24 protein-coding genes are annotated in these 24,976 nt (G+C 65.2%); 17 read left to right on the top strand and 7 right to left on the bottom strand.

From position 1 onward, the window contains the following. Positions 1-85: 85 nt before the first annotated feature. Positions 86-412, top strand: coding sequence for a hypothetical protein (locus ACFPN5_RS22245; RefSeq protein WP_379786017.1), 327 nt, complete (start codon positions 86-88; stop codon positions 410-412). Between the two features lie 114 nt (positions 413-526). On the opposite strand, the gene ACFPN5_RS22240 is transcribed toward ACFPN5_RS22245, so the two are convergent. From ACFPN5_RS22240 to ACFPN5_RS22230, 3 genes are all read right to left on the bottom strand, one after another. After that, complete coding sequence (locus ACFPN5_RS22240; protein ID WP_379786016.1) at positions 527-1,768, bottom strand: CaiB/BaiF CoA transferase family protein; 1,242 nt, start codon at positions 1,766-1,768, stop codon at positions 527-529. A gap of 74 nt (positions 1,769-1,842) precedes the next feature. Continuing rightward, the gene (locus ACFPN5_RS22235; RefSeq protein WP_379786015.1) at positions 1,843-3,615 is read right to left on the bottom strand and encodes a cation:proton antiporter domain-containing protein; all 1,773 of its coding nucleotides are present in this window, start codon (positions 3,613-3,615) and stop codon (positions 1,843-1,845) included. A gap of 64 nt (positions 3,616-3,679) precedes the next feature. Beyond that, positions 3,680-4,612 (bottom strand): AraC family transcriptional regulator, encoded by a 933-nt coding sequence (locus tag ACFPN5_RS22230; RefSeq protein WP_379786014.1) that lies wholly within the window; start codon positions 4,610-4,612, stop codon positions 3,680-3,682. A 224-nt stretch (positions 4,613-4,836) separates the two neighbouring features. Between ACFPN5_RS22230 and ACFPN5_RS22225 the strand changes: the two genes are divergently transcribed. The 3 genes from ACFPN5_RS22225 to ACFPN5_RS22215 are packed head-to-tail and all read left to right on the top strand — an operon-like array spanning position 4,837 to position 7,203. Further along, positions 4,837-6,123, top strand: coding sequence for a cytochrome P450 (locus ACFPN5_RS22225; protein WP_379786103.1), 1,287 nt, complete (start codon positions 4,837-4,839; stop codon positions 6,121-6,123). Continuing rightward, complete coding sequence (locus tag ACFPN5_RS22220) at positions 6,120-6,755, top strand: hypothetical protein (protein WP_379786013.1); 636 nt, start codon at positions 6,120-6,122, stop codon at positions 6,753-6,755. Before ACFPN5_RS22225 ends, ACFPN5_RS22220 begins: the two co-directional genes overlap by 4 nt. A 28-nt stretch (positions 6,756-6,783) precedes the next feature. After that, entirely contained in the window at positions 6,784-7,203 is a 420-nt protein-coding gene (locus tag ACFPN5_RS22215) for an LIC_13387 family protein (protein WP_379786012.1), read from the top strand. Positions 7,204-7,311: 108 nt separating this feature from the next. Here the strand turns inward: ACFPN5_RS22215 and ACFPN5_RS22210 are convergent, their stop codons facing one another. After that, a complete protein-coding gene (locus ACFPN5_RS22210; protein WP_379786011.1) occupies positions 7,312-9,630 on the bottom strand; it encodes a family 1 glycosylhydrolase in 2,319 nt (772 codons plus the stop codon). Between the two features lie 399 nt (positions 9,631-10,029). On the opposite strand from ACFPN5_RS22210, the gene trpS reads away from it, so the two are divergent. Further along, complete coding sequence (gene trpS, locus ACFPN5_RS22205) at positions 10,030-11,064, top strand: tryptophan--tRNA ligase (protein ID WP_379786010.1); 1,035 nt, start codon at positions 10,030-10,032, stop codon at positions 11,062-11,064. Between the two features lie 210 nt (positions 11,065-11,274). Next, complete coding sequence (locus ACFPN5_RS22200) at positions 11,275-12,324, top strand: serine endopeptidase (RefSeq protein WP_379786009.1); 1,050 nt, start codon at positions 11,275-11,277, stop codon at positions 12,322-12,324. Positions 12,325-12,369: 45 nt separating this feature from the next. On the opposite strand, the gene ACFPN5_RS22195 is transcribed toward ACFPN5_RS22200, so the two are convergent. Together ACFPN5_RS22195 and ACFPN5_RS22190 are read right to left on the bottom strand one after the other, a co-directional pair. Then, on the bottom strand, positions 12,370-12,822 hold the full coding sequence (locus ACFPN5_RS22195; protein ID WP_379786008.1) for a DUF3597 domain-containing protein: 453 nt from the start codon (positions 12,820-12,822) through the stop codon (positions 12,370-12,372). A 38-nt stretch (positions 12,823-12,860) separates the two neighbouring features. Next, a complete protein-coding gene (locus tag ACFPN5_RS22190) occupies positions 12,861-13,484 on the bottom strand; it encodes a hypothetical protein (RefSeq protein WP_379786007.1) in 624 nt (207 codons plus the stop codon). Positions 13,485-13,630: 146 nt separating this feature from the next. On the opposite strand from ACFPN5_RS22190, the gene ACFPN5_RS22185 reads away from it, so the two are divergent. The 9 genes from ACFPN5_RS22185 (at position 13,631) to ACFPN5_RS22145 (ending at position 23,373) form a co-directional block, all read left to right on the top strand. Then, complete coding sequence (locus tag ACFPN5_RS22185; RefSeq protein ID WP_379786006.1) at positions 13,631-13,972, top strand: DUF1294 domain-containing protein; 342 nt, start codon at positions 13,631-13,633, stop codon at positions 13,970-13,972. A gap of 1 nt (position 13,973) precedes the next feature. Beyond that, entirely contained in the window at positions 13,974-14,744 is a 771-nt protein-coding gene (ugpQ, locus tag ACFPN5_RS22180; protein WP_379786005.1) for a glycerophosphodiester phosphodiesterase, read from the top strand. A gap of 107 nt (positions 14,745-14,851) precedes the next feature. After that, complete coding sequence (gene alaS / locus ACFPN5_RS22175) at positions 14,852-17,473, top strand: alanine--tRNA ligase (protein WP_379786004.1); 2,622 nt, start codon at positions 14,852-14,854, stop codon at positions 17,471-17,473. Positions 17,474-17,817: 344 nt separating this feature from the next. Then, positions 17,818-18,075, top strand: a complete 258-nt coding sequence (locus ACFPN5_RS22170) for a sulfurtransferase TusA family protein (protein WP_379786003.1) — start codon at positions 17,818-17,820, stop codon at positions 18,073-18,075. 188 nt (positions 18,076-18,263) lie between these two features. Continuing rightward, the gene (locus ACFPN5_RS22165) at positions 18,264-19,013 is read left to right on the top strand and encodes an electron transfer flavoprotein subunit beta/FixA family protein (RefSeq protein ID WP_379786002.1); all 750 of its coding nucleotides are present in this window, start codon (positions 18,264-18,266) and stop codon (positions 19,011-19,013) included. A 16-nt stretch (positions 19,014-19,029) separates the two neighbouring features. Further along, the gene (locus ACFPN5_RS22160) at positions 19,030-19,974 is read left to right on the top strand and encodes an electron transfer flavoprotein subunit alpha/FixB family protein (protein ID WP_379786001.1); all 945 of its coding nucleotides are present in this window, start codon (positions 19,030-19,032) and stop codon (positions 19,972-19,974) included. Positions 19,975-20,077: 103 nt separating this feature from the next. Continuing rightward, positions 20,078-21,868 carry an acyl-CoA dehydrogenase gene (locus ACFPN5_RS22155; RefSeq protein WP_379786000.1) on the top strand — a complete coding sequence of 597 codons (1,791 nt, stop codon included), beginning with the start codon at positions 20,078-20,080 and terminating at the stop codon, positions 21,866-21,868. Between the two features lie 271 nt (positions 21,869-22,139). After that, the gene (locus tag ACFPN5_RS22150) at positions 22,140-22,499 is read left to right on the top strand and encodes a hypothetical protein (RefSeq protein WP_379785999.1); all 360 of its coding nucleotides are present in this window, start codon (positions 22,140-22,142) and stop codon (positions 22,497-22,499) included. Positions 22,500-22,641: 142 nt separating this feature from the next. Next, positions 22,642-23,373, top strand: a complete 732-nt coding sequence (locus tag ACFPN5_RS22145; protein ID WP_379785998.1) for a hypothetical protein — start codon at positions 22,642-22,644, stop codon at positions 23,371-23,373. A 46-nt stretch (positions 23,374-23,419) separates the two neighbouring features. Here the strand turns inward: ACFPN5_RS22145 and ACFPN5_RS22140 are convergent, their stop codons facing one another. After that, a complete protein-coding gene (locus ACFPN5_RS22140) occupies positions 23,420-23,830 on the bottom strand; it encodes an NINE protein (protein ID WP_379785997.1) in 411 nt (136 codons plus the stop codon). 298 nt (positions 23,831-24,128) lie between these two features. Between ACFPN5_RS22140 and rpsP the strand changes: the two genes are divergently transcribed. Both rpsP and rimM read left to right on the top strand, forming a co-directional pair. Then, positions 24,129-24,383 (top strand): 30S ribosomal protein S16, encoded by a 255-nt coding sequence (rpsP, locus tag ACFPN5_RS22135; RefSeq protein WP_379785996.1) that lies wholly within the window; start codon positions 24,129-24,131, stop codon positions 24,381-24,383. Positions 24,384-24,398: 15 nt separating this feature from the next. Beyond that, positions 24,399-24,959, top strand: a complete 561-nt coding sequence (gene rimM, locus ACFPN5_RS22130; protein WP_379785995.1) for a ribosome maturation factor RimM — start codon at positions 24,399-24,401, stop codon at positions 24,957-24,959. Positions 24,960-24,976: the final 17 nt, after the last annotated feature.

Genomic DNA, 24,976 nt, shown 5'->3' with positions numbered 1-24,976 from the left:
CTATTTCTAGAAAGCTACAGTGTGCACAGCGCACGCATTTCCCGTCAGCGCTAAAATTGTTCGCTCTCTCTTTGAGGAGGTCATCATGCTGCAAGCAAACGAAATTCAGCAACGCTACAGCCACCTGCAGCAGACCATCGGCGAAGCCGAGCAGGCCTGCAAGGCGTCACAGGATACGCCGCCTGAGATGCGCGCTTGCATTGAGCGCATTTCGCGTGAGGTGCAACAGGCGCAGGATGTGATGCAGTCGAACGACGAGGCGCGCATCGTGCAATGCGTGGACAGCCTGGAAGACATGGGCGACGAAGCCAAGCGCATCAGCCGGTCGATGCCGCAGATGCCGGCGCATCTGGAGGCGGTCGTCACCCGCGTGCATGCCGAGCTGTCCGACTTCAAGCACAAGCTGCATTAAGCGCTGTACTTGTACCGACGCCGGCCCGGCAGGACGCTGGGCCGGCGTATTCAATTCTGAACACGTGCGTCGGGCGGCCGTGCTACCCGACGTACCACACGGCAGAAGTACCGTTCATACCACCCCGCGCTCGCGCAGTGCCTTTACCTCGTCCCCGCTCTTGCCCAGCACATCGCGCAGCACTTCCTCGGTGTGCTGGCCGAGGAGCGGCGGCGCAATCCCGCTCGTCGCGGGTGTCGCCGACATCTTCATCGGATTGCGCACCAGCGTGACCTTGCCGGCTGCCGGGTGCGGCAGTTCCACCGCCATGGCGCGCGCCTGCACCTGTTCGTTGGCGAAGACTTCGCCGACATCGTTGATCGGTCCGCAGGGCACGCCGACCGCTTCCAGCATGGCGATCCATTCGTCGCGTCTGCGCGTGGCCACCATCTCGGCCAGCAGCGGCACCAGCACGTCGCGGTTTTGTACGCGCAGCGGATTGGTGGCGAAGCGCGGGTCGCTCGCCAAGTCCGGCCGGCCGCCGGCTTCCACAAATTTCTGGTACTGCCCGTCGTTGCCGGCAGCGACGATGATGTGGCCGTCGAGGCAGGCGAAAGTCTGGTAGGGCACGATGTTGGCGTGGGCGTTGCCCCAGCGCTTGGGCGCCTTGCCGCTGTTGAGGTAATTGCTGCCGACGTTGGCCAGCATCGCCACCTGCGTGTCGAGCAGCGCCATGTCGATGTACTGGCCAACGCCGGTGCGGTCGCGGTGCGTGAGCGCGGCCAGCACGGCGATTGTGGCGTACATGCCGGTCATCAGGTCAGTCAGTGCGACACCGGCCTTTTGCGGGCCGCCGCCCGGCAGGTCGTCGCGTTCGCCGGTCACGGACATCAGGCCGCCCATGCCCTGGATCAGGAAGTCATAGCCGGCGCGGTGTGCGTACGGTCCGTCCTGGCCGAAGCCTGTGATCGAGCAGTAGACGAGGTCCGGCTTGATCGCCTGCAGCGAGTCGTAATCGAGCCCGTAGCGCTTCAGGTGCCCGACCTTGAAGTTCTCGAGCACGACGTCCGAGTGGCGCGCCAGTTCGCGGACCAGGGCCTGGCCCTCGGGGCTGGCGATATCGACCGTGACCGAGCGCTTGCCGCGGTTGGCGGACAAGTAATAGGCCGCTTCGCCCGTGTCCTGGCCTGCGGCGTCCTTTGCGTAGGGCGGACCCCAGGCACGGGTGTCGTCGCCGCTGCCGGGGCGCTCGATCTTGATCACGTCGGCGCCGAGGTCGGCCAGGTTTTGCGAGCACCACGGCCCGGCGAGGACGCGCGACAGGTCGAGCACGCGGATATGCCCGAGCGCCTTCGGGGTGGAACCGGATTGTGTCATTGCTGGTCTCTTTGACAAGTTCGAACGAAGGCGATTATAGCGCCGCGTTCGATTCCCGGGCCGGGCGCGCGGCGTCAGGTCCGGTGCGACCCTGCCTCGCGCAGGCCGGCGTCGTTGAGCTGGGCGGCGAACAGGTCGCGCTCGTTGTCGACGATGTCGTCCACGGTGCGCTCGTCGAGCCCCATCGATTCGAGGACGAAGGCCGACAGCTGCAGGCTCGCTTCGAGCGTTTCGGGCACGACCACCGTGGCCCCCGCGCGTGTCAGGGCCCGCGCATGCCTTTCGTCGCGCGAGCGCACGAACAGGGGCGCATCCGGGAAGTCGCGCCGGATCGCGTGCACGGTCTGCAACGCCAACGCCGGATTGTCCATCGTCAGGACGATTGCCGGCGCCTTCTCGGCATGCACGAGGCGCAGCAGCTCGGGGCGCGAGGCGTTGCCGAAGAAGACCGGAACGCCTTGCGCATGCAGTTTCGAGACCAGCCGCGCGTCGTTTTCGAAAGCGATGAACGGGATGCCCTGGGCGGTGAGGAGCTTGGCCAGCTGCTGGCCGACGCGCCCGAAGCCGGCGATGATGATCTGCCCGCGCGCCGCCGCCAGCGCCTCCTCGTCCTTGTGCGCCGCGCGTTCGCTGGCCGCACGCTCGCCGCGCTCGCCGATCGCCCGCCCCAGGCGCGCCAGCATCGGTGTGATGAACATCGACAGGCCGACCGCCAGCATGACGCGGGCGCCGAGCGTCGGGTCGAGCAGTTTCGATGTCATGGCGTAGCCGAGCACGATGAAGGCGAACTCGCCGCCTTGCGACAGCAGCAGGCCGCCCTCGACCGCGCGGCACCAGGGCAGGCGCCCGGCGCGAAACAGCAGCGTCACCACGCTTGCCTTGATCAGCACGAGGCCCAGCACCGCGCCGGCCAGCCACAGCGGCGCCTCGACGACATGGCGCATGTCCATGCTCATGCCGACCGACATGAAGAACAGGCCCATGAGCAGGCCCTTGAACGGCTCGACCATCAGTTCGACTTCGTGCTTGAATTCCGTTTCGGCCAGCAGCAAGCCGGCGATCAGGGCGCCGAGCGCCATCGACAGCCCGGCCGCGGCGGACAAGCCGGCGATGCCGAAGGTGCTGAGCAGGATTAGCGCCATGAAGACGTCCGGCTGGCGGTGCCGCGCAAAGGCCTTGAACAGCGGGTGGATAACGCGCCGGCCGACCAGGTAAATGAGCGCAATCGCACCGCCGGCTTTCGCCAGGGCGACCAGCGCCAGCGTGGCCGCATCGTCGCCGCCGCCGCGCGCCAGCACGCCGATCAGCACCAGGATCGGCACCACGGCAAGGTCCTGCAGCATCAGCACGGCAAATGCCGCCTGGCCGAGGCGGGTGCTGGTGGTGTTCTGCTCGGTCATGAGTTGCATGACGACGGCGGTGGACGAGAGCGACAGCACGACGCCGAGGATGGCCGCGGTGGCGAGCGGCTGGCCCGCCAGGTAGGCCGCGCCGCCGATCAGGAGCGTGCAGGCCGCCACCTGGATCGAGCCGGCGCCAAACACCCAGGCCCGCATCGCCCACAGGCGCGCCGCGGACAGTTCCAGGCCGATCATGAACATCAGGAACAGCACGCCGACTTCGGCCAGCATCGACACGCCCTGGCCGCTGGGGAAGGTGAGCCAGGTCACCTCGGGGAAGCGCGCCGCGAGCAGGCCCAGGCCGAAGGGGCCGAGCAGGGTGCCGGCGACCAGGAAACCCAGCACCTGGTTGATGCGCAGCCGCTGCAGCGTGGGAATGAGGATACCGGCGAGGATCAGGAACAGGATGATTTCCCGGAGAAACGGGAAGGCGTGTTGCTCTTGCACGTGTGAGCGCCTTTGCGGTTGTGATGAGACGTGGGCATTCTATAACGCCGCGCAATGACAGCCGTCAGACCCAGAGCCGGTACATCCAGAACGATTCGTCTTCGAGGAAGCGCGCCGCGAACTCGGTGGGCGAAAAACCGGTGATCCGCTTCACGCTGCGGATCATGTGGGCCTGGTCGGTGAAGCCTTCGTCCAGGGCCAGCGTGGCCCAGTCGAAGGGCAGCCCGGCCTCGTGGCGCTCGCGCGCCGCAAAGAACAGGCCTTCGGTGCGCACCAGGCTGTTCCATTCGCGCAGCGAGCGGCCGCTGAAGGATTTGATGCGGCGCTCCACATGGCGCGGACTGTGCACGCGCGCCCACTGGCCGGCTTGCCAGGCCAGGCGCTCGACCATGTGCCGGCCCATCTGTTGCAGCGATGCGTGCCCGGAAGCACGGCCTTGCCGGGCTTGCCAGCGCGGTGCGAGGTGGCTCTCCAGGAGCGGCAGGATGTCGGCGTCGCCGGCGTCAGGCAGCGCATCCCACAGGGCCCGGAATTGCGCGCCCGCCGCCACGTCGGCGGGAACGAAGCGCTCCTGGAGCGCGGCGAGGTCCAGGCCGAACAACGCCTGCGCCGCATCGGCGTTGAAGCAGGCCGTATAACCGCATCCGGCCGATGGCGCCCAGCTGACGGACGGGTGGGACCAGGTGCCGGAGACGACCACGCGCGCGCTGAACGGTTGCCAGCACGGACCGTCCGGGCCCTGGGTCACCAAGCCGACGTCGGCGTCGCGGAACCAGGAAATTGTCACCAGGGGCGAAGCGGGGAAGTGCGAGAGGCGCTGCGCACTATCCAGGTCCAGGTCGCGGTTGTCGCGTCCGACCAGGGCCACGAGGGCGCCCTGCAAGGACGCCGGCGGCAGGCGCAGCCATTCATGCGAAGCGCCCGGCCTGCGGACGGCACAGGGTGCACGCGCCAGCGGCGAGGGCGCGGCCAGGGATGTGGGAAGTCCGGAATCCATGGATGCCGAGTATAGCAAGGAAATGCTGCCAAATTGTCATGTCGTTTTCGTACAATACCCGCATCACGGAGCGGCGCAGACTGGGCAGCATGAACCCGACCACGACAGCTACTTGCCCCCACGCCGGCGCCCCCGACCCGGTCGCGCCGCTCCCTCTGCAGCCGCCCGGCAGCTGGCCCCCCGGCCCGTCGTCCGGCCTGAGCGGGTGGGGTCTCCTGCGCCGCATGTCGCGCGACCTGCTCGGCACGCTCGAGGAATGGCGCCAGCGCTACGGCGGCATCGTGCACTTGCGGATCTGGCCCGAGCACCAGGTCGTGGTCACCGAACCGCGCCTGGTGCGCGAGCTGCTGGTCACGCAGCATGACGCCATTAGACGCTGGGAGCGCGGCGTCCAGGTGCTGGCGCAGCTGCACGGCCACAGCGTGCTGACGGCCGAAGGGGAAGCCTGGCGATCGAAGCGCCAGGCCCTGCAGCCTGGCTTCGCGCCAAAAACGGTGCATGCCTTCGTGCCGGCGATCAGCGCCGCGGCGGACAGGGCTTTTACGCAATGGCGGCCGGATGCGGCGCCCTGGCCGATCGAGAGCGCCTTCACCTCGCTCGGGATGGACGTCATCCTGCGCATGATGTTTTCGAGCGAAGTCGACGCCAATGCGCGCGAGGCGGAAGGCGCCGTGCACACGGTCTCGGTCGCCGGCAACAGGGAGATGTTCTGGCCGGCGAGCTGGCCCGATGCGATGCCCTGGAAGCGCACCAAGCGCAAGGCCATGGCGGTGCTGCGCGCGCTGATCGAACGCCATCTGCAGGCGCGCCTGGCAATCGAGCAGGGCGCCTGGCCTCAGGACCTGCTGACCCGGCTGTTGACCCTGCACCTTATTAACCCCGCAGCCTGGCCGTTGCAGGCCGTGCGCGACGAGTGCATGACGGCCTTCCTGGCCGGCCATGAAACGGCGGCAGCCACCCTGACCTGGTGGGCCTGGTGCATGGCCGCCCATCCCGCTGCGCAGGACGCCGTGCGCCGCGAAGTCGATGCCGTCCTGCAGGGCCGGGCCCCGCAAGCACACGACCTGCCGGCGCTCTCTAGCCTGGCCTGCACGCTGCAGGAAACCCTGCGTCTGTACCCTGCCGCGCCGGTGCTCCTGTCGCGTCGTTCGCACCGTCCGGTCGTGCTCGGCGGCTGGCAATTCCCGGCGCGGACCATGTTCATGGTACCGCCCGGCGTGATACACCGCGACGCGTGCTGGTTTCCGGATCCGCAGGCGTTTCGCCCGGAGCGCTTTGCCGCCGATGCGCCCGACATCGAGCGCGGCGCCTTCATCCCTTTCGGTACCGGTCCGCGCGTGTGCGTCGGCCAGCACCTGGCGCTGGCCGAGATGACGACCATCGCGGCGATGTTCCTGCAGCGTTTTTCGGTCAGCGCGCCGGAAGGGATGGCGCCGCCGGAACCTGTCTTCAACATCTCGCTGCGCCCGCGCGGAGCGCTGCACCTGTTGCTGGTGCGCCGCGCTGCATGAGGACCGTGCGCAAGCTGCACCGGACCTGCGCGGCGGTCGTGGCTTTGTTCGTACTGGCGCATGTGGTCAACCACCTGGCCGCCCTTGGCGGCATTGCGGCGCACCTGCGCTTCATGGACGTGGCGCGCCTGGTGTACCGGCAGCCGCTTGCGGAGGCCGTGCTGCTGCTGTGCGCGGCCGGACAGGCCGGCAGCGGCCTGTGGCTGGTCCGGTCCGGCTGGAAGCGGCGTTCGGGATGGCTCGCCTGGCTGCAGGCGGTGTCCGGTATGTATCTCGCGCTGTTCCTGCTGATCCATGTGGCGGCGGTGCTGGCCGGGCGCACGGTGCTCGATCTGGACACCAATGTCCACTTCGCCGCCGCCGGGCTGCAGGTCTGGCCGTATCAACTGTTCTTCGTTCCGTATTATTTCCTGGCGGTGGTGGCCGTGTTCGCCCATCTCGGCTGTGCGCTGGCACGCCGTGCGGGACCGGCGCCGCGGATGCGCGCGCTGGCCGCGGGCTTGCCGCTGTCCGCGGGCGTGGTATTCTCGGGCCTGGTGCTGGCGGCGCTGATGGGCAAGTTGTACCCGTACGAGGTGCCGCAGGCGTACAAGAATACCTATCCGGCGCAGGCTGCCGCTGCGCGTCCGTGAACCGCGCCTCGATTGAAAGGAAGCTGCATTGCCGACCTTGCCTGCGATCCTGATGGGCGCTGGCGCCGGGATGATCCTGGTGCTGGGACTGGCCCATCTGCTGTTCACCTTCCGCGGCCCGGCCTTCATGCCGCGCGACCGGGCGCTGAGGGCGCGCATGGAGGAGGCTGCACCGGTCATCAGCCGCGAGACGACGATGTGGAAGGCGTGGGTCGGCTTCAACGCCAGCCACAGTTTCGGCGCCATCCTGTTCGGCGCCGTGTATGGTTACCTGGCGCTGCTGCACGAGGCCTTCCTGTTCGGATCGCGGTTCCTGCTGGTGCTGGGATTGCTGCTGTTGTGCGGCTATGCGGTGCTGGCGCAGCGTTACTGGTTCAGTACGCCGTTTCGCGGCATCCTGCTGGCACTGGGCCTGTACGTGGCGGCATTGTTGCCGGTCTGGGGCTGAGCGTTGGGGACAGGATTGCGAAGCCGCCGGGGTGCGGCTTGCGCGTGAACGCGTAGAGTAATTCAGGCCAGGGGCCTGAATTACGAGCCGTCCACCCTGCGACGCCGGTCAGAAATGCCCGGCCAGCGCCTCCGGCGCCGTTTCCTCCTGCTGGCGATGGCCGCTGGCCACCTGCTGGCGCGATTCGGCGGTGCGTACCAGTTCTTCGTACTCCGGATCGATCACGTTGCGCAGTTCAATGAAACGCTCCAGCGCGTTCTCGAGCCTCGGCAGCAGAATCGCGCGTTCGCTGTGCAGCACGCTGTAGCTTGGGCGCGCCGCCGCCATGCCCATCTCGCTGGAGAGCTGCCCGACCAGGCCGCCCGCATCGATGCCGGCTTTGTCGGCCGCCATGCGTGCCAGCTCGAACCAGGTGACCTCGCCGCCATTGTTCAGGTGCCAGACGCCGCTTTCGCGGTCCACCGCCAGGTCGAGGCAGGCGTGCACGAGGTCGGGCACGTAGGTCGGCGAGACGGTCATGTCGGTGGAGGCCACGAAGCGTTCGCCGCGCTCGAGGGCGTCGAGCGCCAGCTTGACGAAGTTGTGCCTGTCCCACGGGCCGAAGAAGGCGCTGGTGCGCACGACCAGTGCGCCCGGGTGGTGGGCGAGCACCGCCGTTTCCGACTCGGCCTTGCTGCGGCCGTAGACGTTGAGCGGCGTGACCGGATCGCTCTCGACATACGGGCTTCCCTTGCTGCCGTCGAACACGAGGTCGCTCGAGAAGGTGGTCAGGTGCACGCCATGGCGGGCGCAGGTTTCGGCCAGGATGGCTGTGCCGTGCGCGTTGTCGCGCATGCAGCGCTCGATGTCGGCTTCCGCATCGTCCACGCGCACGTAGCCGCTGGTGTTGATCAGCGCCCAGGGCTTGTACTGGGCAAGGGTACGCTCGACCGAGGCCGGGTCGGCGATGTCCATGTCGCGGCGCGACAGCAGCTTGTAGTGGAGGTTGCGCTTCTGGCAGACGCGCGCAAAGGCGCGGCCCAGGGTGCCAGTGGCGCCCGTGATCAGGATCGGCGCGGCCGTCGTGCCAACCAGGCGGTGGCCATCGGCCGAGATCGAGGTCAGGGCAGCGGGCGTCGCGACCGGGGTGCACAGGAAGCGGCCCGGGCGGCGCCACCAGCCCTGGCCCCGCAGCACCGGGTGCGACAGCGGCTGGCCGCCGGCCAGCTCTCTCATCATCTTCGCCAGCGCGGTCGGGCGCGGCATTGGCGAGCGCACGTCGAACGGGCCCGGTTCGTAATAGCCGCGGTTCTGCGTCACCAGGCTGTTCCAGTCGAAGGAACCGAGCAGCGACCAGACGGTGACCGCGCGCACGTCGATGCCGTTGGCGTGCGCCGTCTTTGCCGCTTCCCAGATCTCGAGCAGCCAGCGCAGCTGGTCTTCGCGGTTGGCGTCGATATGCGCTTCGGTGATGGCCAGCGGCAGGCGGTAGCGGTCCCAGATTTCCGCCAGCAGCGGCCCGATGCCGGCCGTCGGGGTGGCGAGCACGCGCGAGGCTTCGATGTCGGCGCAGGGAATGCCGTCGGCCAGGCCGCGGTGGTGCTGCGGGTAGCGCTCCGGACGATGGTCGAGCCAGCGCTCGCTGGTCACATAATAATTGACACCGATGATGTCCGGCGGGCAGGTATTGTCGCGGAACCAGAGCAGGTCGGCGATATCGACGCCGGTGCCCACCAGGTACTTCCACAGCTTGTGTTCGGGGCCGACCATTCCGCACAGCAGGTCCCAGGCCAGCCAGCGACGCTCGTTGTAGAAGTCGGCGACGACGGCCATTTCCGGAGTGCTGTAGGTCTTGCCGAGGTCGTCGGTCTGGACCAGCTTCGCATTCGGATTGACCTTGCGGATTTCGCGCATGCACAGCACGGTGGCGCGGGACTGGATCAGCAAGGCCTGGATGAAGCTCTTGTCGTCGCGCGCGTGCGGGTACCAGACCCCGTACAGGCCGGCAAAGCGCGCAGTGGTGCAGGGTTCGTTGACGGGGGTGTAGTACTCGAGCCACGGATAACGGGCGGCGACGGCGCCGGCGTATTCGGCCAGGCGCTCGGGAAAGGCCGGGTCGAGCAGGCTGGTGTCGCGCGGGCCGCTGCCATGGTGGATCAGGCCGGCGATCGGCGTGACGCCGGCATCGCGCAGGGCAGGGAGGCGCTCGTCGGGCCAGGTCCAGTCAGCCTTGTCGATGCCGTCCGGGGCGGTGCGTTCCCACAGGATGGGGTAGCGGATGGCGCGGATGCCGAGCGAGGCAAAGCGGCCGATGTCGCAGTTGCGCAGTGCATGGCCGTTGCGGTCGAGCTGGCTGAAGTATTCGTCCTGCACGCGGTTGACGGTGCATTCGAGGCCGCCCCAGAGTTCGAGTAGGCGGGGTTGGCTGTTCGGGCTCGTGTTATTCATAATTTCACCACTTATTAAAATTTTTGCAACAAAAAGCTTTAGACGGCCGCCGAAAAGATTAAGTTCGGATGGATGACCGTTGGGATATCGCTCGGGCAACTGCGCCGGCATCCTGGATCGCCGGGCGTCGCCCTCTGGCGTGGCGTGCCGCTCCCCGCGGTCCGCCTTGTACCAAGGACTTCTACTAGCACTTCCGGTTGACAGCGGGCCATCAACCTGCAACCATGCCATCCATGAAATTTATCAACCCACAATCCTCGTTCTGCACCTGGTGGCGCCGCTGACAGCGCGCGGCCTTGACGAGAAGATGTGACTCAATGAACGCCGCCTCGATTCAGGCGGCGTTTTGTTTGGCGCGGCGGGATCGGGGCAAGATGAAAGAAACCCCGAGGAAACCCGATGAGCCAAAACGCGACCACCGCATCTGCACCCGCCCCCGCACCCGTCATCCTGACCGGCGACCGCCCGACCGGCCCGCTGCACCTCGGCCACTTCGTGGGCAGCCTGCGCAACCGCGTGGCCTACCAGGACGAGTACCGCCAGTTCGTCATGCTCGCCGACGCCCAGGCGCTCACCGACAATATGGATGACACCGAAAAGGTACATCGGAACGTTGTCGAAGTGGCGCTCGATTACCTCGCGGTCGGCATCGATCCGACGCGCTCGACGATCTTCATCCAGTCCCAGGTGCCGGAGCTGGCGGAGTTGACATTCTATTATTTAAATCTCGTTACTGTCGCCCGGTTGGAGCGCAACCCGACCGTCAAGACGGAAATCGCGCTGCGCGGCTTCGAGCGCGACATCCCGGCCGGCTTCCTGACGTATCCGGCCAGCCAGGCTTCCGACATCAGCGCTTTCAAGGCAACCCTGGTGCCGGTGGGTGAAGACCAGATCCCGATGATCGAGCAGTGCAACGAGATCGTGCGCCGCTTCAACCGCATCGCCAAGCGCGACATCCTGGTCGAGTGCAAGGCCCTGGTGCCGGAAATCGGCCGCCTGCCGGGCATCGACGGCAAGGCCAAGATGAGCAAGTCGCTCGGCAATACGATCAACCTGGGCGACAGCGCCGACCAGATCCGCGCCGCCGTCAAGCAGGTGTATACCGATCCGCTGCACCTGAAGGTGTCGGACCCGGGCCACGTGGAAGGCAACGTCGCCTTCCTCTACCTGGATGCCTTCGATACCGACAAGGCGGCGCTGGAAGAGATGAAGGCGCACTACACGCGCGGCGGCCTGGGCGACAGTATCGTCAAGAAGCGCCTCGACCTGGTGCTGCAAGAGATGCTGGAACCGATCCGCACCCGGCGCGAGGAGTTCGCCAAGGACAAGGGGCAGGTGATGCAGATGCTCAAGGAAGGCACGATGAAGGCGCGCGAAGTGGCGGCCGGCACGGTCGACGAGGTGCGCCGCGCACTAGGGCTGTCTTACTTCTGATTTTTATTCGCGCAACCGTCACGTGCACGTTTCGTGACGGTTGCGCAGTTCTCGGGTCCTGCTGCACATTGCGCAGGACCGCCTTGCGCTACCCCCGGTATCGCTCCACGCTCCGTCCCCATCCCACGCTCGCTTCCCGCCTTGAGCCATGACAAGCTCCGTCCCGCGGCATTGCTTGACGATCGCCGTTGATCTTAACGGGAGGAAATCATGAGCAAAGGATTGCGGCTGACCGAGAAGTGGTTGCACCGGGGGCTGTGGCTGGTGGCGCTGGTGTTTGCCAGTTTCCTGATTGGCCTGGGCGGGAAACTCGTCGAGAACCTGGCCGACGTGGAAGAGCCTCCCACCGTCGAAAAGTTCATCGAACCTGCACAGCTCGCTGCCGTTCACGCGGAGGAGGGCGAGGCGGAGAAGTTGCAGACGCTGGCCCGCGAGCGCCATGACCAGGCCGTCGAGAAGCACGGGGTCGCGCAGTCGAACACGCGGTCCGCGCGTGCCACCTTCGATGACTGGCTGGCGACGCGCAGCGTCACGGCGCGGCCCGACCAGGACCACGAACTGATCAGCCGGACCAAATCGATCGAGGCGCTCGAAGCGGAAGAACGGCGCGCCTTAGCTAGAGTGGAAGCGCAACGCCAGGCCTTGCTTGATGCGACCCAGCAGGCCGGGCGCGCAACGCGGCGCCGGGCCGGCCTCGAGCTGCCCGCACTGGGCAAGCGCGACGCCGCCATCGAGGCATTGACCCTGCGCATATTCGCCTACCGGCTGGCGCTGACCCTGCCGCTATTGGCGGCGGCCGGCTGGCTGTTCAAGCACAAGCGCAAGGGCAATTCCTGGCCCTTCGCCTGGGGCTTCATCATCTTCGCGCTGTTCGTGTTCTTCTTCGAGCTCGTGCCTTACCTGCCCAGCTATGGCGGCTATGTGCGTTATCTGGTGGGGATTGTCGTGACGGTGGTGGTGGGGCGCTATGCGATTGCTTCGCTGCAGCGCTACCTCGCGCGCCAGAAGGAAGCCGAAGCGCTGCCGGACGTCCAGCGTCGCCAGACCCTGCGCTATGACATGGTCCTGACACGGCTGAGCAAGGGTGTCTGCCCGGGATGCGAGCGCCACGTCGACCTGAAAGACGCGAGCACCGATTTTTGCCCGCATTGCGGCATCGGCCTGTTCAACCGCTGCGGCGGCTGCAGCACCCGCAAGAATGCCTTTGGACGTTTTTGCTTCGCGTGCGGCACCGCCGCCAACACGAGCCTGGCGGATTAGCCTGAACCCGCCGCTGGGGGCCGGTTCAGGCACGGACGACCTGGATCAGTCCTTGAGGTCGGCCGGCACTTTACCGCCGTTGGCAGCCAGCTTGTTCATGACTTGGCGATGCAGCCAGATGTTCATCGTGGCCGAATCGCTGGTGTCGCCCGAGTAGTTGAGCTCGGCCGCCAGTTCCTTGCGCGATGCCAGGCTGCTGTCGAGGTCGAGCAGTTTCAGCAGGTCGACGATCGAGGTGCGCCAGTTAAGCTGCTGGCCCGACGCTTGCAGCTTGCTGTTGAGGATGGCTTCGACGTCGACCTGGTCCATCGCTGCCGGGGCGGGCGCCGCCGTTGGCGCTGCCGGAGCGGTCGGCGCTGCAGTCGTTGTCGGACGCGGCGCGCTTTGTGCCTGGGCTTGCGCTTGTGCTTGTGCTTGTGCTTGGGCTTTTGCCTGCGCTTCCTTGGCCGAGTTCGAGTTCGGGAAGATCTTGTTGAAGATATTGTTCAGAATGCCCATGTAGTGCTCCTTTGTTGTTGGTGGGTGAGTGAAACGAATTAACGACGCTGGATGTTCGAGGCCATGTGGGCGAGGGCGATGGCGAGTGCCGCGCCGCCGAGTCCCTTGACGAGGTTCGGATTCTCGGCATAGAAGTCGCCCATGCGGTCGACGATGCCCGGGTTTTCCTGTTCCGCCTTTGCAGCGATCTCTTGCACTTGCTCAGGCGAGAGCTGGGAAGCCTGCTCCGGCGTGATCTGCGGCTGCTGGCTGTTGCCGCCGCCGTTCAGGAGGCCGCCGAGAATGCCGCCCAGTCCGCCCAGGCCGCCGGCCATGCCGCCCAGTCCACCGAGCCCGCCCCCGCCCCCGCCGCCCAAACCGCCGAGTCCGCCTGCACCGCCGCGCCCGGCAAGCATGCCGATCAGGGAAGGACCTGCAGCGGCGATCAGCTGGTTCAGCATCCCGGCTTGCTGGTTCGGGTTACTTTGACCAAACATCTGCCCGACCATCTGCGGGAAAGGCGGCGTCTGGTCCGAGCGCAAGGCCTGGGTCACGCCCTGCGCGAGCTGCTCGCGCGGCGCTTCCTGCGCGACACGGTCGAAGTCCGCTTCGGCACGGGTATGGTTGGCGCCTTGTGCGCCGCCCATGTATTGCTGCAACAGATTTCCTAAATCAAAAGCCATGACGTTCTCCTGCAAAGATGACAAGGTGAACGACGAGGGTAGGGCGTTCGATTGCCCGATTCGGTACGGTATCGAACGCAGAAGGAAGTAAACAGCCACATCGGTGCCGACTAGCAATTGCCAGCCGGTCGCGCTAAGCTGGCGCCATGATCTACCTGCCGATTGTCGCCTTCGCCCTGGTCTACGCCGCAGCCAGCTTTGCCTGGCAACTGCCGCTGCTGGTGGCGGGCGCCTATCTGATCATCAGCCTGACCTGTTTCGTGGCCTATGCGATCGACAAGTCGGCCGCCCGCAATAAGGGCTGGCGCACGCCGGAGCGCACCTTGCTGCTGCTTGGCCTGGCCTGCGGCTGGCCCGGCGCCCTGCTGGCCCAGCAATGGTTGCGCCATAAGACGGCCAAGCGCCCGTTCCAGCAGCTGTTCTGGTGCACGGTGGTGGCGAACGTCGCCGGCTTCCTTTACCTGTCCTCGCAGCTGGCGCCACGTTGATATGAACGCCCAACCAGGCTCCTGGCGCTATCCGCGCGTGCTGGCCCACCGTGGTGGTGGCACGCTGGCGCCCGAAAACACGCTGGCCGGCCTGCGCGAGGGCATGCGGCGCGGCTTTGCCGCCATTGAATTCGACATCATGCTGGCGCGCGACGGCGTGCCGGTGGTGATGCACGACCCTTTTCTCGGCCGCACCGTGCCTGGTTCCGGCAATGTGTTCGATTACGATGCTGCGGAACTCGCCAGCATGGATGCGGGCGGCTGGTTCGCCGGTGAATACGCGGGCGAACCGGTGCCGCTGTTCGTCGAGTTCGCGGGATTTTGCAAGGCGCACGGCATCTGGATGAACATGGAACTGAAACCCGCGCCTGGCTTCGACATCGAAACCGGCGGCACCGTCGCGCGCATTGCAGCGGCCATGTACGCCGACGAGATCGCGGCGGGGGACATGGCCGCGGTGCCGCTCTTGTCCTCGTTCAGCCACCTCGCCCTCGAAGCGGCGCACCAGGTGGCGCCGCAGGTGCCGCGCGCCTGCCTGATGAGCGAATTGCCGCCCGACTGGGAGCGCCGCGCGCATTCGGTCGAGGCGGTCGCGATCCACACCAACCACAAGCACCTGACGCGAGAATTGGCGGCCAGCGTGCGCGCGGCCGGCTTCGGCCTGTTCTGCTACACCGTCAACGACCCGCGCCGCGCGCGCGAACTGCTGTCCTGGGGTGTCGAGGCGTTCTGTACCGACCGTATCGACCTGATCGGGCCGTATTTCAGCTAAATTGCCGGCACCTCGACACCATGTAAATAAGTTACAGGTGACTGATATAATCGTTGCCCAATCTACGAACTGCGCTACCGTACTGCGCTCATTCCGCACCCGCCAACATGAAATCTTCCGAAATCCGCGAAAAGTTCCTCAAGTTTTTTGAGTCCAAGGACCATACGATCGTACGGTCCAGCCCCCTCGTACCGGGCAACGATCCGACCATGTTGTTGACCAACAGCGGAATGGTGCAGTTCAAGGACGTGTTCCTGGGCCTCGATTCGCGCCCGTATTCGCGCGCGACTAGCGTGCAGCGCTGCGTGCGCGCCGGCGGCAAGCACAACGACCTGGAAAACGTCGGCTATACCGCGCGCCACCACACCTTCTTCGAGATGCTGGGTAACTTCAGCTTCGGCGACTATTTCAAGCGTGATGCGATCAACTACTGCTGGGAGCTGCTGACCAAGGTCTACATGCTGCCGGCCGAGAAGCTGACCGTCACCGTCTACTTCGAGGACGACGAAGCCTACGACATCTGGGCCAATGAAATCGGCGTGCCGAAAGAGCGCATCATCCGCATCGGCGACAACAAGGGCGCGCGCTACGCGTCGGACAATTTCTGGCAGATGGCCGACACCGGCCCCTGCGGCCCGTGCACCGAGGTGTTCTACGACCACGGCGCCGATATCTGGGGCGGCCCTCCGGGTTCGCCCGACGAAGACGGCGACCGCTTCATCGAGATCTGGAACCTCGTGTTCATGCAGTTCAACCGCGACGAGTCGGGCGTCCTGACCCCGCTGCCGAAGCCGTCGATCGACACCGGCATGGGCATGGAGCGCCTGGCCGCGGTGCTGCAGCACGTGCACAGCAACTACGAGATCGACCTGTTCCAGGCACTGATCAAGGCTGCCGCGCGCGAAACCGGCGCCACCGACCTGAACAACAACTCGCTGAAGGTGATCGCGGACCACATCCGCGCCGCCTCCTTCATGATCGTCGACGGCATCATCCCGAGCAGCGAAGGCCACGGCTACGTCCTGCGCCGCATCATCCGCCGCGCGCTGCGCCACGGCCACAAGCTGGGCCAGACCCGTCCATTCTTCTACAAGCTGGTGGAAGACCTGAACGGCGAGATGGGCACCGCTTACCCGGAACTGCTGGACGCGAAAGACCGTGTCGCCCAGGTACTCAAGGCCGAGGAAGAGCGTTTCGGCGAGACGCTGGAAAACGGCATGAAGATCCTGGAAGCGCAGCTGGCCCGGGATGCGAAGAACCTCGACGGCGCCACCGCGTTCACCCTGTACGACACCTACGGCTTCCCGCTCGACCTGACCGCCGACATCTGCCGTGAACGTAACGTGACGCTCGACGAAGCGGGCTTCACCGCCGCGATGGAACAGCAGAAGAAAACCGCGCGCGCCGCCGGCAAGTTCAAGATGGCCGCCAAGGTGGAGTACGCCGGGGAAAAGACCAAGTTCGTCGGTTATGAATCCCTGGTGCACAACACCCACGTGCTGGCGCTGTACTCGGAAGGCGTCTCGGTGCAGGAACTGAAAGCGGGCCAGGAAGGCATCGTCGTGCTCGACACGACCCCGTTCTACGCCGAGTCGGGCGGCCAGGTCGGCGACCACGGCAGCATCCGCTCGGCAGGTGGTGCAAATTCGGGCGAATTCGAAGTCGAAGACACGCTCAAGATCCAGGCCGAGGTATTCGGCCACCACGGCGTGCTGCGCGCGGGTTCCCTGAAGGTGGGCGACACCGTCGATGCGCAGGTCGACCAGGCCAAGCGCGCCCGCACCATCCGCAACCACTCGGCGACGCACCTGATGCACAAGGCGCTGCGCGAAGTGCTGGGCGGCCACGTCCAGCAAAAGGGTTCGCTGGTCGATCCGGATAAAACCCGATTCGACTTCAGCCACAACGCGCCAGTCACGGCCGAGCAGATCGCCCAGGTCGAGCTGATCGTCAATCGCGAGATCCTCGAAAACCACGCGACGCAGGCGCAGAACATGTCCTTCGACGACGCCGTCAAGCATGGCGCGATGGCGCTGTTCGGTGAGAAGTACGGCGACGAAGTGCGCGTGCTCGACATCGGTTCCTCGAAAGAGCTGTGCGGCGGCGTGCACGTGACGCGCACCGGCGACATCGGCCTGTTCAAGATCGTGTCGGAAAGCGGCGTCGCTGCCGGCATCCGCCGTATCGAAGCGGTGACGGGCGAGGGCGCGCTGGCATGGGTGCAAGCGACCAACGCGAAACTGCTGGCCGCCGCCGCCGCCCTGAAGACGGCTCCTGAGGAACTGCCATCGCGCATCGCCCAGGTGCAGGACCAGGTCAAGCTGCTGGAAAAGGAAGTCGCGGCACTGAAGTCGAAGCTGGCCTCGGGCCAAGGCGACGAACTGGTGAGCCAGGCGGTGGATGTGAACGGCATCAAGGTGCTGGCCGCAACGATGGACGGCGCCGACGTGACCAGCCTGCGCGAAACCATGGACAAGCTGAAGGACAAGCTGCAGACCGCGGCCATCGTGCTGGCCAGCGTGGTGGACGGCAAGGTCAGCCTGATCGCGGGCGTGACCAAGGATGCCACCGGCAAGGTCAAGGCAGGCGAGCTGGTCAACTTCGTCGCCCAGCAGGTGGGCGGCAAGGGCGGCGGGCGTCCGGACATGGCGCAGGCAGGTGGTACCGATCCATCGGGCTTGCCGGCGGCGCTGGCGGGTGTCGCCGCCTGGGTGGGCGAGCGCGCGTAACGGTGACTGTAGGGTGGACGGCTCTGCCGTCCACGCGTTCAACGCACGGTTGATGTGACGCTTCGGCGTTTCACCGGCTGGCTGAACGCGTGGACGGGGAACCCGTCCACCCTACGTACTTATCGGACACATGACGGCGATGCGTGCGCCTCACGAGTTGGATGACGGCTCTGTTGCGGGGCAAAAGGACGGTCCGTACTGCGTGGGTACGAGGGGGCTACCAAGGTAACCGGCCTCATCCAGTTGTGCCCGTGCAACATTTCGTGACTATTTTTGTGCGGCGCGTCATAATCCAGAAATTGGAGTAGACTCCAATTCAGTATCACCACCTAAGCAGGCATGCGATGAGCGACACCATTCTCGACCCCGATACAATTCAATTCCAGAAGGACCTGGACGCGCGCGGCCTGAACTGCCCGCTGCCGATCCTGAAAGCCAAGAAGGCACTGGCCGAAATGGCCACCGGCGAGGTATTACGCATTACGGCAACCGACACCGGCTCCGTGCGCGATTTCCAGGCGTTCGCCAAGCAGACCGGCAACGCCCTGTTGTCGCACTCGCAGAACAACGGCGAGTTTGTCTTCCTGATGCGCCGCAAGTAAATTCTTCTTCCGGCGGGGCGCCTTCGGCCCCGCCAGTTTCCCTTGATTTCCTGCCCATCGAACAGTTTCGAAGATTCCCTCTAACCGAAAATCGCACGATCGTGCTTTAATTCAGCCTTGAAGCTGTTTATCTCTTATAATCTAGGCCCTCAGCCAGTCTACCTCTTCAATTTTGCAAAGGCACACCTATGAAAGTCCTGGTACCCGTCAAACGCGTGGTCGACTATAACGTCAAGGTCCGCGTCAAGTCCGACGGCAGCGGCGTGGATATCGCCAACGTCAAGATGTCGATGAACCCGTTCGACGAAATCGCGCTCGAAGAAGCGACCCGTTTGAAGGAATCCGGCAAGGTCACCGAGGTGGTGGCGGTGTCGATCGGCGTTCCGCAGTGCCAGGAAACCCTGCGCACCGGCATGGCGATCGGCGCGGACCGCGGCATCCTGGTCGAGACGGCTGGCGACACCGAGCCGCTGGCCGTGGCCAAGATCATGAAGGCGCTGGCCGACAAGGAACAACCGCAGCTGATCATCCTGGGCAAGCAGGCGATCGACGATGACTCGAACCAGACCGGCCAGATGCTGGCGGCCCTGCTGGGCTGGCCGCAGGCGACGTTTGCGTCGAAAGTGGTGCTCGAAGACGGCAAAGTGACCGTGACCCGCGAGGTCGACGGCGGCCTGGAGACGGTTGCCCTGACGCTCCCTGCGATCGTCACCACCGACCTGCGCCTGAACGAGCCGCGCTACGTCACGCTGCCGAACATCATGAAGGCGAAGAAGAAGCCGCTGGAAACGATCAAGCCGGAAGAGCTGGGCGTCGACGTGACCCCGCGCCTGAAGACCCTGAAGGTCGTCGAGCCGGCCAAGCGCACGGCAGGCATCATGGTGCCGGACGTCGCCACGCTGGTGCAGAAGCTGCGCACTGAAGCCAAAGTCATCTAAAAATATAGGATACATCATGGTCGCACTCGTAATTGCTGAACACGATAATGGCTCCCTGAAGGGCGCAACCCACCACACCGTGACCGCGGCCGCCCAGTGCGGCGCAGGATCTGGTAGCGAAGTCCATGTGCTGGTCGCCGGTTCGAACTGCGGCGCCGCCGCTGACGCCGCCGCGCAGATCGCGGGCGTCTCGAAAGTGCTGGTCGCCGACGCGCCGCACTTTGCCGACGGCCTGGCCGAAAACGTGGCCGAGCAGATCCTGGCCATCGCCGGTTCGTACTCGCACATCCTGGCCCCGGCCACCGCCTTCGGCAAGAACATCCTGCCGCGCGTGGCCGCCAGGCTGGACGTCGCCCAGATCTCGGAAATCACCCGCGTCGATTCGCCGGACACCTTCGAGCGCCCGATCTACGCCGGTAACGCGATCGCGACCGTGCAGTCGACCGACAGCATCAAGGTCATCACCGTGCGCGGCACCGGCTTCGATGCAGCGCCTGCCACCGGCGGTTCGGCTGCCGTCGAGCAGGTCGCCGCCGCGCCGGACTTCGGCAAGTCGGCCTTTGTGGGCCGCGAGCTGGCCAAGTCGGACCGTCCGGAACTGACCGCCGCCAAGATCATCGTCTCCGGTGGCCGCGGCATGGGTTCCGGTGACAACTTCAAGCTGCTCGAGCCGCTGGCCGACAAGCTGGGCGCGGCCATGGGCGCTTCGCGCGCCGCAGTCGACGCCGGCTACGTGCCGAACGACTGGCAGGTCGGCCAGACCGGCAAGATCGTCGCGCCAAGCCTGTACATCGCCGTCGGCATCTCGGGCGCGATCCAGCACCTGGCCGGCATGAAGGACTCGAAGACCATCGTCGCCATCAACAAGGATCCGGAAGCGCCGATCTTCTCGGTGGCGGACTACGGCCTGGTCGGCGACCTGTTCGAGGTGATTCCGGCGCTTGTGCAAGAACTCGGTTAAACCCTCGGTTAAACCGTAAGGGCACGCACCCACAGGCCACGCTGGTCCGGCATTCTTGCCAGGCTGCGTGGCCTGTTTTACATCCAATTCTGAGGAGACCAAGGTGAGCTATCAAGCCCCGATCAAAGACATGCTGTTCGTGATGAACGAACTGGCCGGCTTGCAGCAGGTGAGCCAGCTGCCAGGCTGCGAAGACGCGACGCTCGACACCGTCGAAGCCGTGCTGGAAGAGAACGCGAAGTTCTGCGGCGAAGTCGTAGCGCCCCTGAACGGCCCGAGCGACAAGGAGCCGAGCTTCTGGCACGACGGCGAGGTAACCACCTCGGCCGGATTCAAGGTCGCGTTCCAGGCCTTTGGGGAGTCCGGCTGGCAGGGCATCCAGCACCCGCAAGAATTCGGCGGCCAGGGCCTGCCGAAGCTGGTCGGCACGCCATGCACCGAAATGCTCAACGCCGCGTCGATCTCGTTCGCGCTGGTCGCGCTGCTGACCGATGGCGCCATCGAGGCGCTGCTGACTGCAGGTTCGGACGAGCAAAAGGCCCTGTACCTGGAGCCGCTCATCACCGGCAAGTGGACCGGCACCATGAACCTGACCGAGCCGCAGGCCGGTTCGGACCTGGCCGCCGTGCGCACGCGCGCCGTGCCGCAGGGCGACGGTACCTATAAAATCTTCGGCACCAAGATCTACATCACCTACGGTGAGCATGACATGGCCGAGAACATCATCCACCTGGTGCTGGCCCGTACGCCGGACGCGCCACCGGGTGTGAAGGGGATCTCGCTGTTCATCGTGCCGAAGTTCCTGGTCAATGCCGACGGCACGCCGGGCGCGCGTAACGACGCGCACTGCGTCTCGATCGAGCACAAGCTGGGCATCAAGGCCAGCCCGACCGCCGTGCTGCAGTTCGGCGACAACGGCGGCGCCATCGGCACCCTGGTGGGCGAGGAAAACCGCGGCCTGGAATACATGTTCATCATGATGAACGCGGCCCGCTTCGGCGTCGGCATGCAGGGCATTGGCCTGGCCGAACGCGCCTACCAACAAGCCGCGGCCTTTGCCAAGGAGCGCATCCAGTCGCGCGACCTCGCGGGGTCAAGCGGCCCGGTGGCCATCATCAACCACCCGGACGTGCGCCGCATGCTGATGTCGATGCGCTCCCAGACCGAAGCGGCGCGCGCGCTGGCCTATGTCGGCGCGGGCATTTCCGACATCGCCCACTATCACGCGGATGAGGCGACCCGCAAGGCCAGCCTCGCGGTGTACGAATACCTGGTCCCGATCATCAAGGGCTGGTCGACCGAGATGAGCGAGAACGTGACCCGCGACGGCGTGCAGGTGCACGGCGGCATGGGCTTCATCGAAGAGACCGGCGCGGCGCAGCACTACCGCGATGCGAAGATCCTGACGATTTATGAAGGCACGACCGCGATCCAGGCGAACGACCTGGTCGGACGCAAGACGGTGCGCGACGGCGGCGCGACTGCGAAGTCGATCATTGCCCAAGTGCGCGCGACGGAGGCGGCGCTGGGCGAAGCGCAGGGCGCCGACCTGGCGGCGATCCGCAAGCAGCTGGCCCTCGGCAGTACCGCACTCGAAGAAGTCGTCGACTTCGTCGTGGCGAACGCCAAGCTCGACGTCAAGGGCGTGTTTGCCGGTTCCGTGCTTTACCTGAAGCTGGCCGGCATCGTGCTGGGCGGCTGGCAGATGGCGCGCGCGGCACTGGTCGCGCAGCAGAAGCTCGATGCAGGGGAGGGCGATGCCGCCTTCCTGCGCGCCAAGATCGCCACCGCGCGCTTCTTTGCCGACCACATCCTGTCAGGCGCTGGCGGCCTGCGCAGTGCGATCGTCGAAGGCAGCGCCGGCGTGCTGGCGCTGGAGGTGGAGCAGTTCTGAGCGAACTCTTGAGAGCTCACTGGAAGCGGCCTGCGGGCCGCTTTTTTATTGCCATCTGGCAGACCACATTGTTCTCTGTCGTTAACAAGATAATATCGAACAATATTTCGATAGCGAAGTTTTACTATGATAAAAGTTTGCAAGGAATAATCAGAGGCCATATTTAGTTTGGCTCAAAGCGAGCTCATGTTGAGTGAACTAACTTGTACTCAAGCCGCGCATGAGCCGCACGGCCCCGTCCAATCTCACCGGCTCGACGAGGAGATTCACTATGGCTGCCAAGGAACAGTTGGAGAAGAAGCGCGAGGACCACGACCACGACCATGACCATGATCACGACCATGACCATGACCATGGCAAGGATCGCCACAAGTGCCGGTACCACTCGCACCACATCCACGAGCTGGAGAAGACCGTGAAGAAGATGGCCGACCGGCTGGATGACCTGGGCCGCGGGGCGCACCTGCGCGAGCTGCAGCGCATCATCGACTGCAAGGGCTGGATCTCGCCTGCCGAGCTGGTCTTCGTCAATAAGATCCTTGACCACATCTTCGGCGAGTTGTGCACCGTCGAGCGCCTGCAGGTCGACCTCGCCAAGGCCTGCCGCAAAGTCGACAAGGACTGTCATTGAACGCCCGGCGCTTTCAAGCAGCGGCCTGCGGGCCGCTTTTTTTATGCGCCCTCTATCGGCTGAGTTTGATCTCGGATAAACGGAACACTACAGCCGCGTTCGTAAGCTGGCTCCATTCACCCATCAATACAGGGGGGGCAACATGTTATCGACGCTGGTGCGCAAAACCCTTTTTCCGGCCCTGGCCGTGTCCTCGCTGTTGTTGCTGGCAGCCTGCGGCGGTGGCGGCGATTCGCGCCCGGACGTCATCGCCGCCGATCCGCCTGCGCCGCCTGCTCCCCCGCAGCAGCCCGCACCGCCCCTGCCGCCGCCTGCGCCGCCTCCGCCGGAGCCCGCGCCCCCGCCGGCACAGCCCAACCCACCGCCGCCGGAAGTCGTCCTTGCCGACACCTATACCGAACTCGTCGCCGGAACCATCACCAGCCAGTCCCCCTGGCCAGCCTGGGTGGCGCCCGCCGGCCGTGTCCCCGTCAGTGGTGTCGCCTGCCTCATCAACGAAAACTACCACCTGCATTCGCTGGTCACGATCTACAAGGACGGGGTGCGGCAGGGCTTGCCCGAAAACGTCGGGCGCAGCGGCTGTGCGTATGAGTTGCATACGCATGACGTGACGGGCGTGGTGCACATCGAAACCGACGTGCCGAAAAAGTTCACGCTGGGTCAGTTCTTCGCGCTGTGGAACCAGCCGCTGGGGACAGGCGGCACGGCCGGGCTGGCGGGGCCGGTCCGCTTCTACCTGATCGAGGACGAAAAACTCACGCCCTTCACGGGCGATCCGGCGCAGCTGGAGCTGACGGCGCACCGCGAAATCGTCATCATCAGCGGCAAGGCGCCGCCGGTGTTGCCGAAGTATCGGTGGCCCAGCGGCTTATGAGAGTAGGGAGGGGCGCGAGCGGGCCGGCTGGGTGCTGCGCGCGAGTTCAGCCGTAGGCCCCGCCCGTATACATCAGGTCGAACAGGCGCGAAATGGTGGCGATCAGCACCGTCGTGCCGACCAGCAGGGTCAGCACGAGCAGGACGGCCAGCGGCCAGTTCGAGCGCGACTGCTTGCCTGAACCGGCATTGAAGCGGGCGTCCCATTTATCGTCCGGGCTCAGGCCGATGACCAGGGCGCCGATGAAAGCGGCAATGCTCGAGATGAGCATCGGCAGCAGGGCGTAGAAAGTATGGATGCCGTCCACCTTGCTGTAGAGGAGCGCCGAGAGCGGCAGGCTGCTTGCGTGCAGCAGGCCGAGCCGGTCGACGGCGCCGTGCAGGTAAAAACGGTGCGCCCCGAGCGTGCCCAGGAGCAGTGCCAGGGCAGTGGCGAGCGTCTTGTTCTTGTGTGCCATGCGTATATGAGTGAATGCGGGGAGGGATGCAAAGAATGTGTACACGGAAACACCGAGTATCGTTCAAAAAGGTGGCAAAAGCATCAGCTTTTATGTAAATGCTATGTATCAGTATGTAGCAGTCCCGGCATCCAGGCCGGAGGGCAGGTAGCGGGCGCGCCGAAAATCAGCGATAATGCTCAATTCGGCCGGGACCGCGCGCCTGTTGTCCGCCTTTTACCATATTGCTTGCTGATCTGCGGCATTGCGCGCTATAATCGTCGGCTTTCTCCGCCCAGCACAACTTTTTGGAAATATTATGGTCGTTATTCGTTTAGCTCGTGGAGGCGCCAAGAAGCGCCCGTTCTTCAACATCGTTGCAACCGATTCGCGTAACCGTCGCGATGGCCGTTTCATCGAGCGCATCGGTTTCTACAACCCGATGGCGTCGGGCGCCGAAGTCGGCCTGCGCATCACCGCTGACCGTCTGGCCTACTGGCAAGGCGTTGGCGCACAACTGTCGCCAACCGTTGCTCGCCTGGTCGCTCAGCAGACCCCAGCAGCAGCTGCCTAAAGCAAGGTTCCAGGTTTGACCGATTCAGCTGCAGTTGCTGGCGGGGCGCAAGCCCCTGACGACCTGACCCAGGTCGGGTATGTGTCCGGTGCCTACGGGATTGCAGGCGCCATCCGCGTCACGCCGTTCTCGACGGATGCGGATGCGCTGCTGAACGTGAAAACCTGGTGGCTCGACAAGCCGAGCCTGCGTTCCGTCGCCGTACGGACCGTGAAGATGCATGGTGGCGACGTGATCGCCACCCTGGTCGGGATGCCCGGCCGCGATGCTGCCGAGGCCCTCAAGGGCACCGGCGTGTACGTGTCGCGCTCAGAGTTTCCCTCGCTTGAAGAAGACGAGTATTACTGGTCCGACCTGATCGGCATGGATACCGTGAACCTGGAGGGCGAAGCCCTCGGCAAGGTGATCGACATGATGAGCAACGGTCCGCAGTCGATCCTGCGCATCGAGCCCGTCGCCGCGCCTGACACCACCGACAAGGCGCCCGAGCGCCTCGTTCCGTTCGTGGACCAGTTCGTGAAGCACGTCGACCTCAAAGCAAAAAAGATTACCCTGGACTGGGGCCTGGATTATTAACCCGGTCAGCACGAAGC

The organism is Massilia niabensis (assembly GCF_042655085.1).
Classification (GTDB): Bacteria; Pseudomonadota; Gammaproteobacteria; order Burkholderiales; family Burkholderiaceae_D; genus Telluria; species Telluria niabensis.
Note: the sequence above shows the minus strand (reverse complement) of the source record. Positions and strands in the feature narration are given on the sequence as shown.

Bases quoted from the DNA above. Each gene is read 5' to 3' on its own strand.
- ACFPN5_RS22160 (WP_379786001.1), top strand. From the start codon at position 19,030: ATGGTCGCACTCGTAATTGCTGAACACGATAATGGCTCCCTGAAGGGC.
- ACFPN5_RS22210 (WP_379786011.1), bottom strand. From the start codon at position 9,630: ATGAATAACACGAGCCCGAACAGCCAACCCCGCCTACTCGAACTCTGG.
- ACFPN5_RS22145 (WP_379785998.1), top strand. From the start codon at position 22,642: ATGTTATCGACGCTGGTGCGCAAAACCCTTTTTCCGGCCCTGGCCGTG.
- ACFPN5_RS22200 (WP_379786009.1), top strand. From the start codon at position 11,275: ATGAGCAAAGGATTGCGGCTGACCGAGAAGTGGTTGCACCGGGGGCTG.
- ACFPN5_RS22170 (WP_379786003.1), top strand. From the start codon at position 17,818: ATGAGCGACACCATTCTCGACCCCGATACAATTCAATTCCAGAAGGAC.
- ugpQ (WP_379786005.1), top strand. From the start codon at position 13,974: ATGAACGCCCAACCAGGCTCCTGGCGCTATCCGCGCGTGCTGGCCCAC.
- ACFPN5_RS22140 (WP_379785997.1), bottom strand. From the start codon at position 23,830: ATGGCACACAAGAACAAGACGCTCGCCACTGCCCTGGCACTGCTCCTG.
- ACFPN5_RS22240 (WP_379786016.1), bottom strand. From the start codon at position 1,768: ATGACACAATCCGGTTCCACCCCGAAGGCGCTCGGGCATATCCGCGTG.
- ACFPN5_RS22220 (WP_379786013.1), top strand. From the start codon at position 6,120: ATGAGGACCGTGCGCAAGCTGCACCGGACCTGCGCGGCGGTCGTGGCT.
- ACFPN5_RS22230 (WP_379786014.1), bottom strand. From the start codon at position 4,612: ATGGATTCCGGACTTCCCACATCCCTGGCCGCGCCCTCGCCGCTGGCG.
- ACFPN5_RS22185 (WP_379786006.1), top strand. From the start codon at position 13,631: ATGATCTACCTGCCGATTGTCGCCTTCGCCCTGGTCTACGCCGCAGCC.
- ACFPN5_RS22225 (WP_379786103.1), top strand. From the start codon at position 4,837: ATGTCGCGCGACCTGCTCGGCACGCTCGAGGAATGGCGCCAGCGCTAC.
- ACFPN5_RS22165 (WP_379786002.1), top strand. From the start codon at position 18,264: ATGAAAGTCCTGGTACCCGTCAAACGCGTGGTCGACTATAACGTCAAG.
- ACFPN5_RS22245 (WP_379786017.1), top strand. From the start codon at position 86: ATGCTGCAAGCAAACGAAATTCAGCAACGCTACAGCCACCTGCAGCAG.
- ACFPN5_RS22195 (WP_379786008.1), bottom strand. From the start codon at position 12,822: ATGGGCATTCTGAACAATATCTTCAACAAGATCTTCCCGAACTCGAAC.
- alaS (WP_379786004.1), top strand. From the start codon at position 14,852: ATGAAATCTTCCGAAATCCGCGAAAAGTTCCTCAAGTTTTTTGAGTCC.
- ACFPN5_RS22150 (WP_379785999.1), top strand. From the start codon at position 22,140: ATGGCTGCCAAGGAACAGTTGGAGAAGAAGCGCGAGGACCACGACCAC.
- ACFPN5_RS22190 (WP_379786007.1), bottom strand. From the start codon at position 13,484: ATGGCTTTTGATTTAGGAAATCTGTTGCAGCAATACATGGGCGGCGCA.
- trpS (WP_379786010.1), top strand. From the start codon at position 10,030: ATGAGCCAAAACGCGACCACCGCATCTGCACCCGCCCCCGCACCCGTC.
- rpsP (WP_379785996.1), top strand. From the start codon at position 24,129: ATGGTCGTTATTCGTTTAGCTCGTGGAGGCGCCAAGAAGCGCCCGTTC.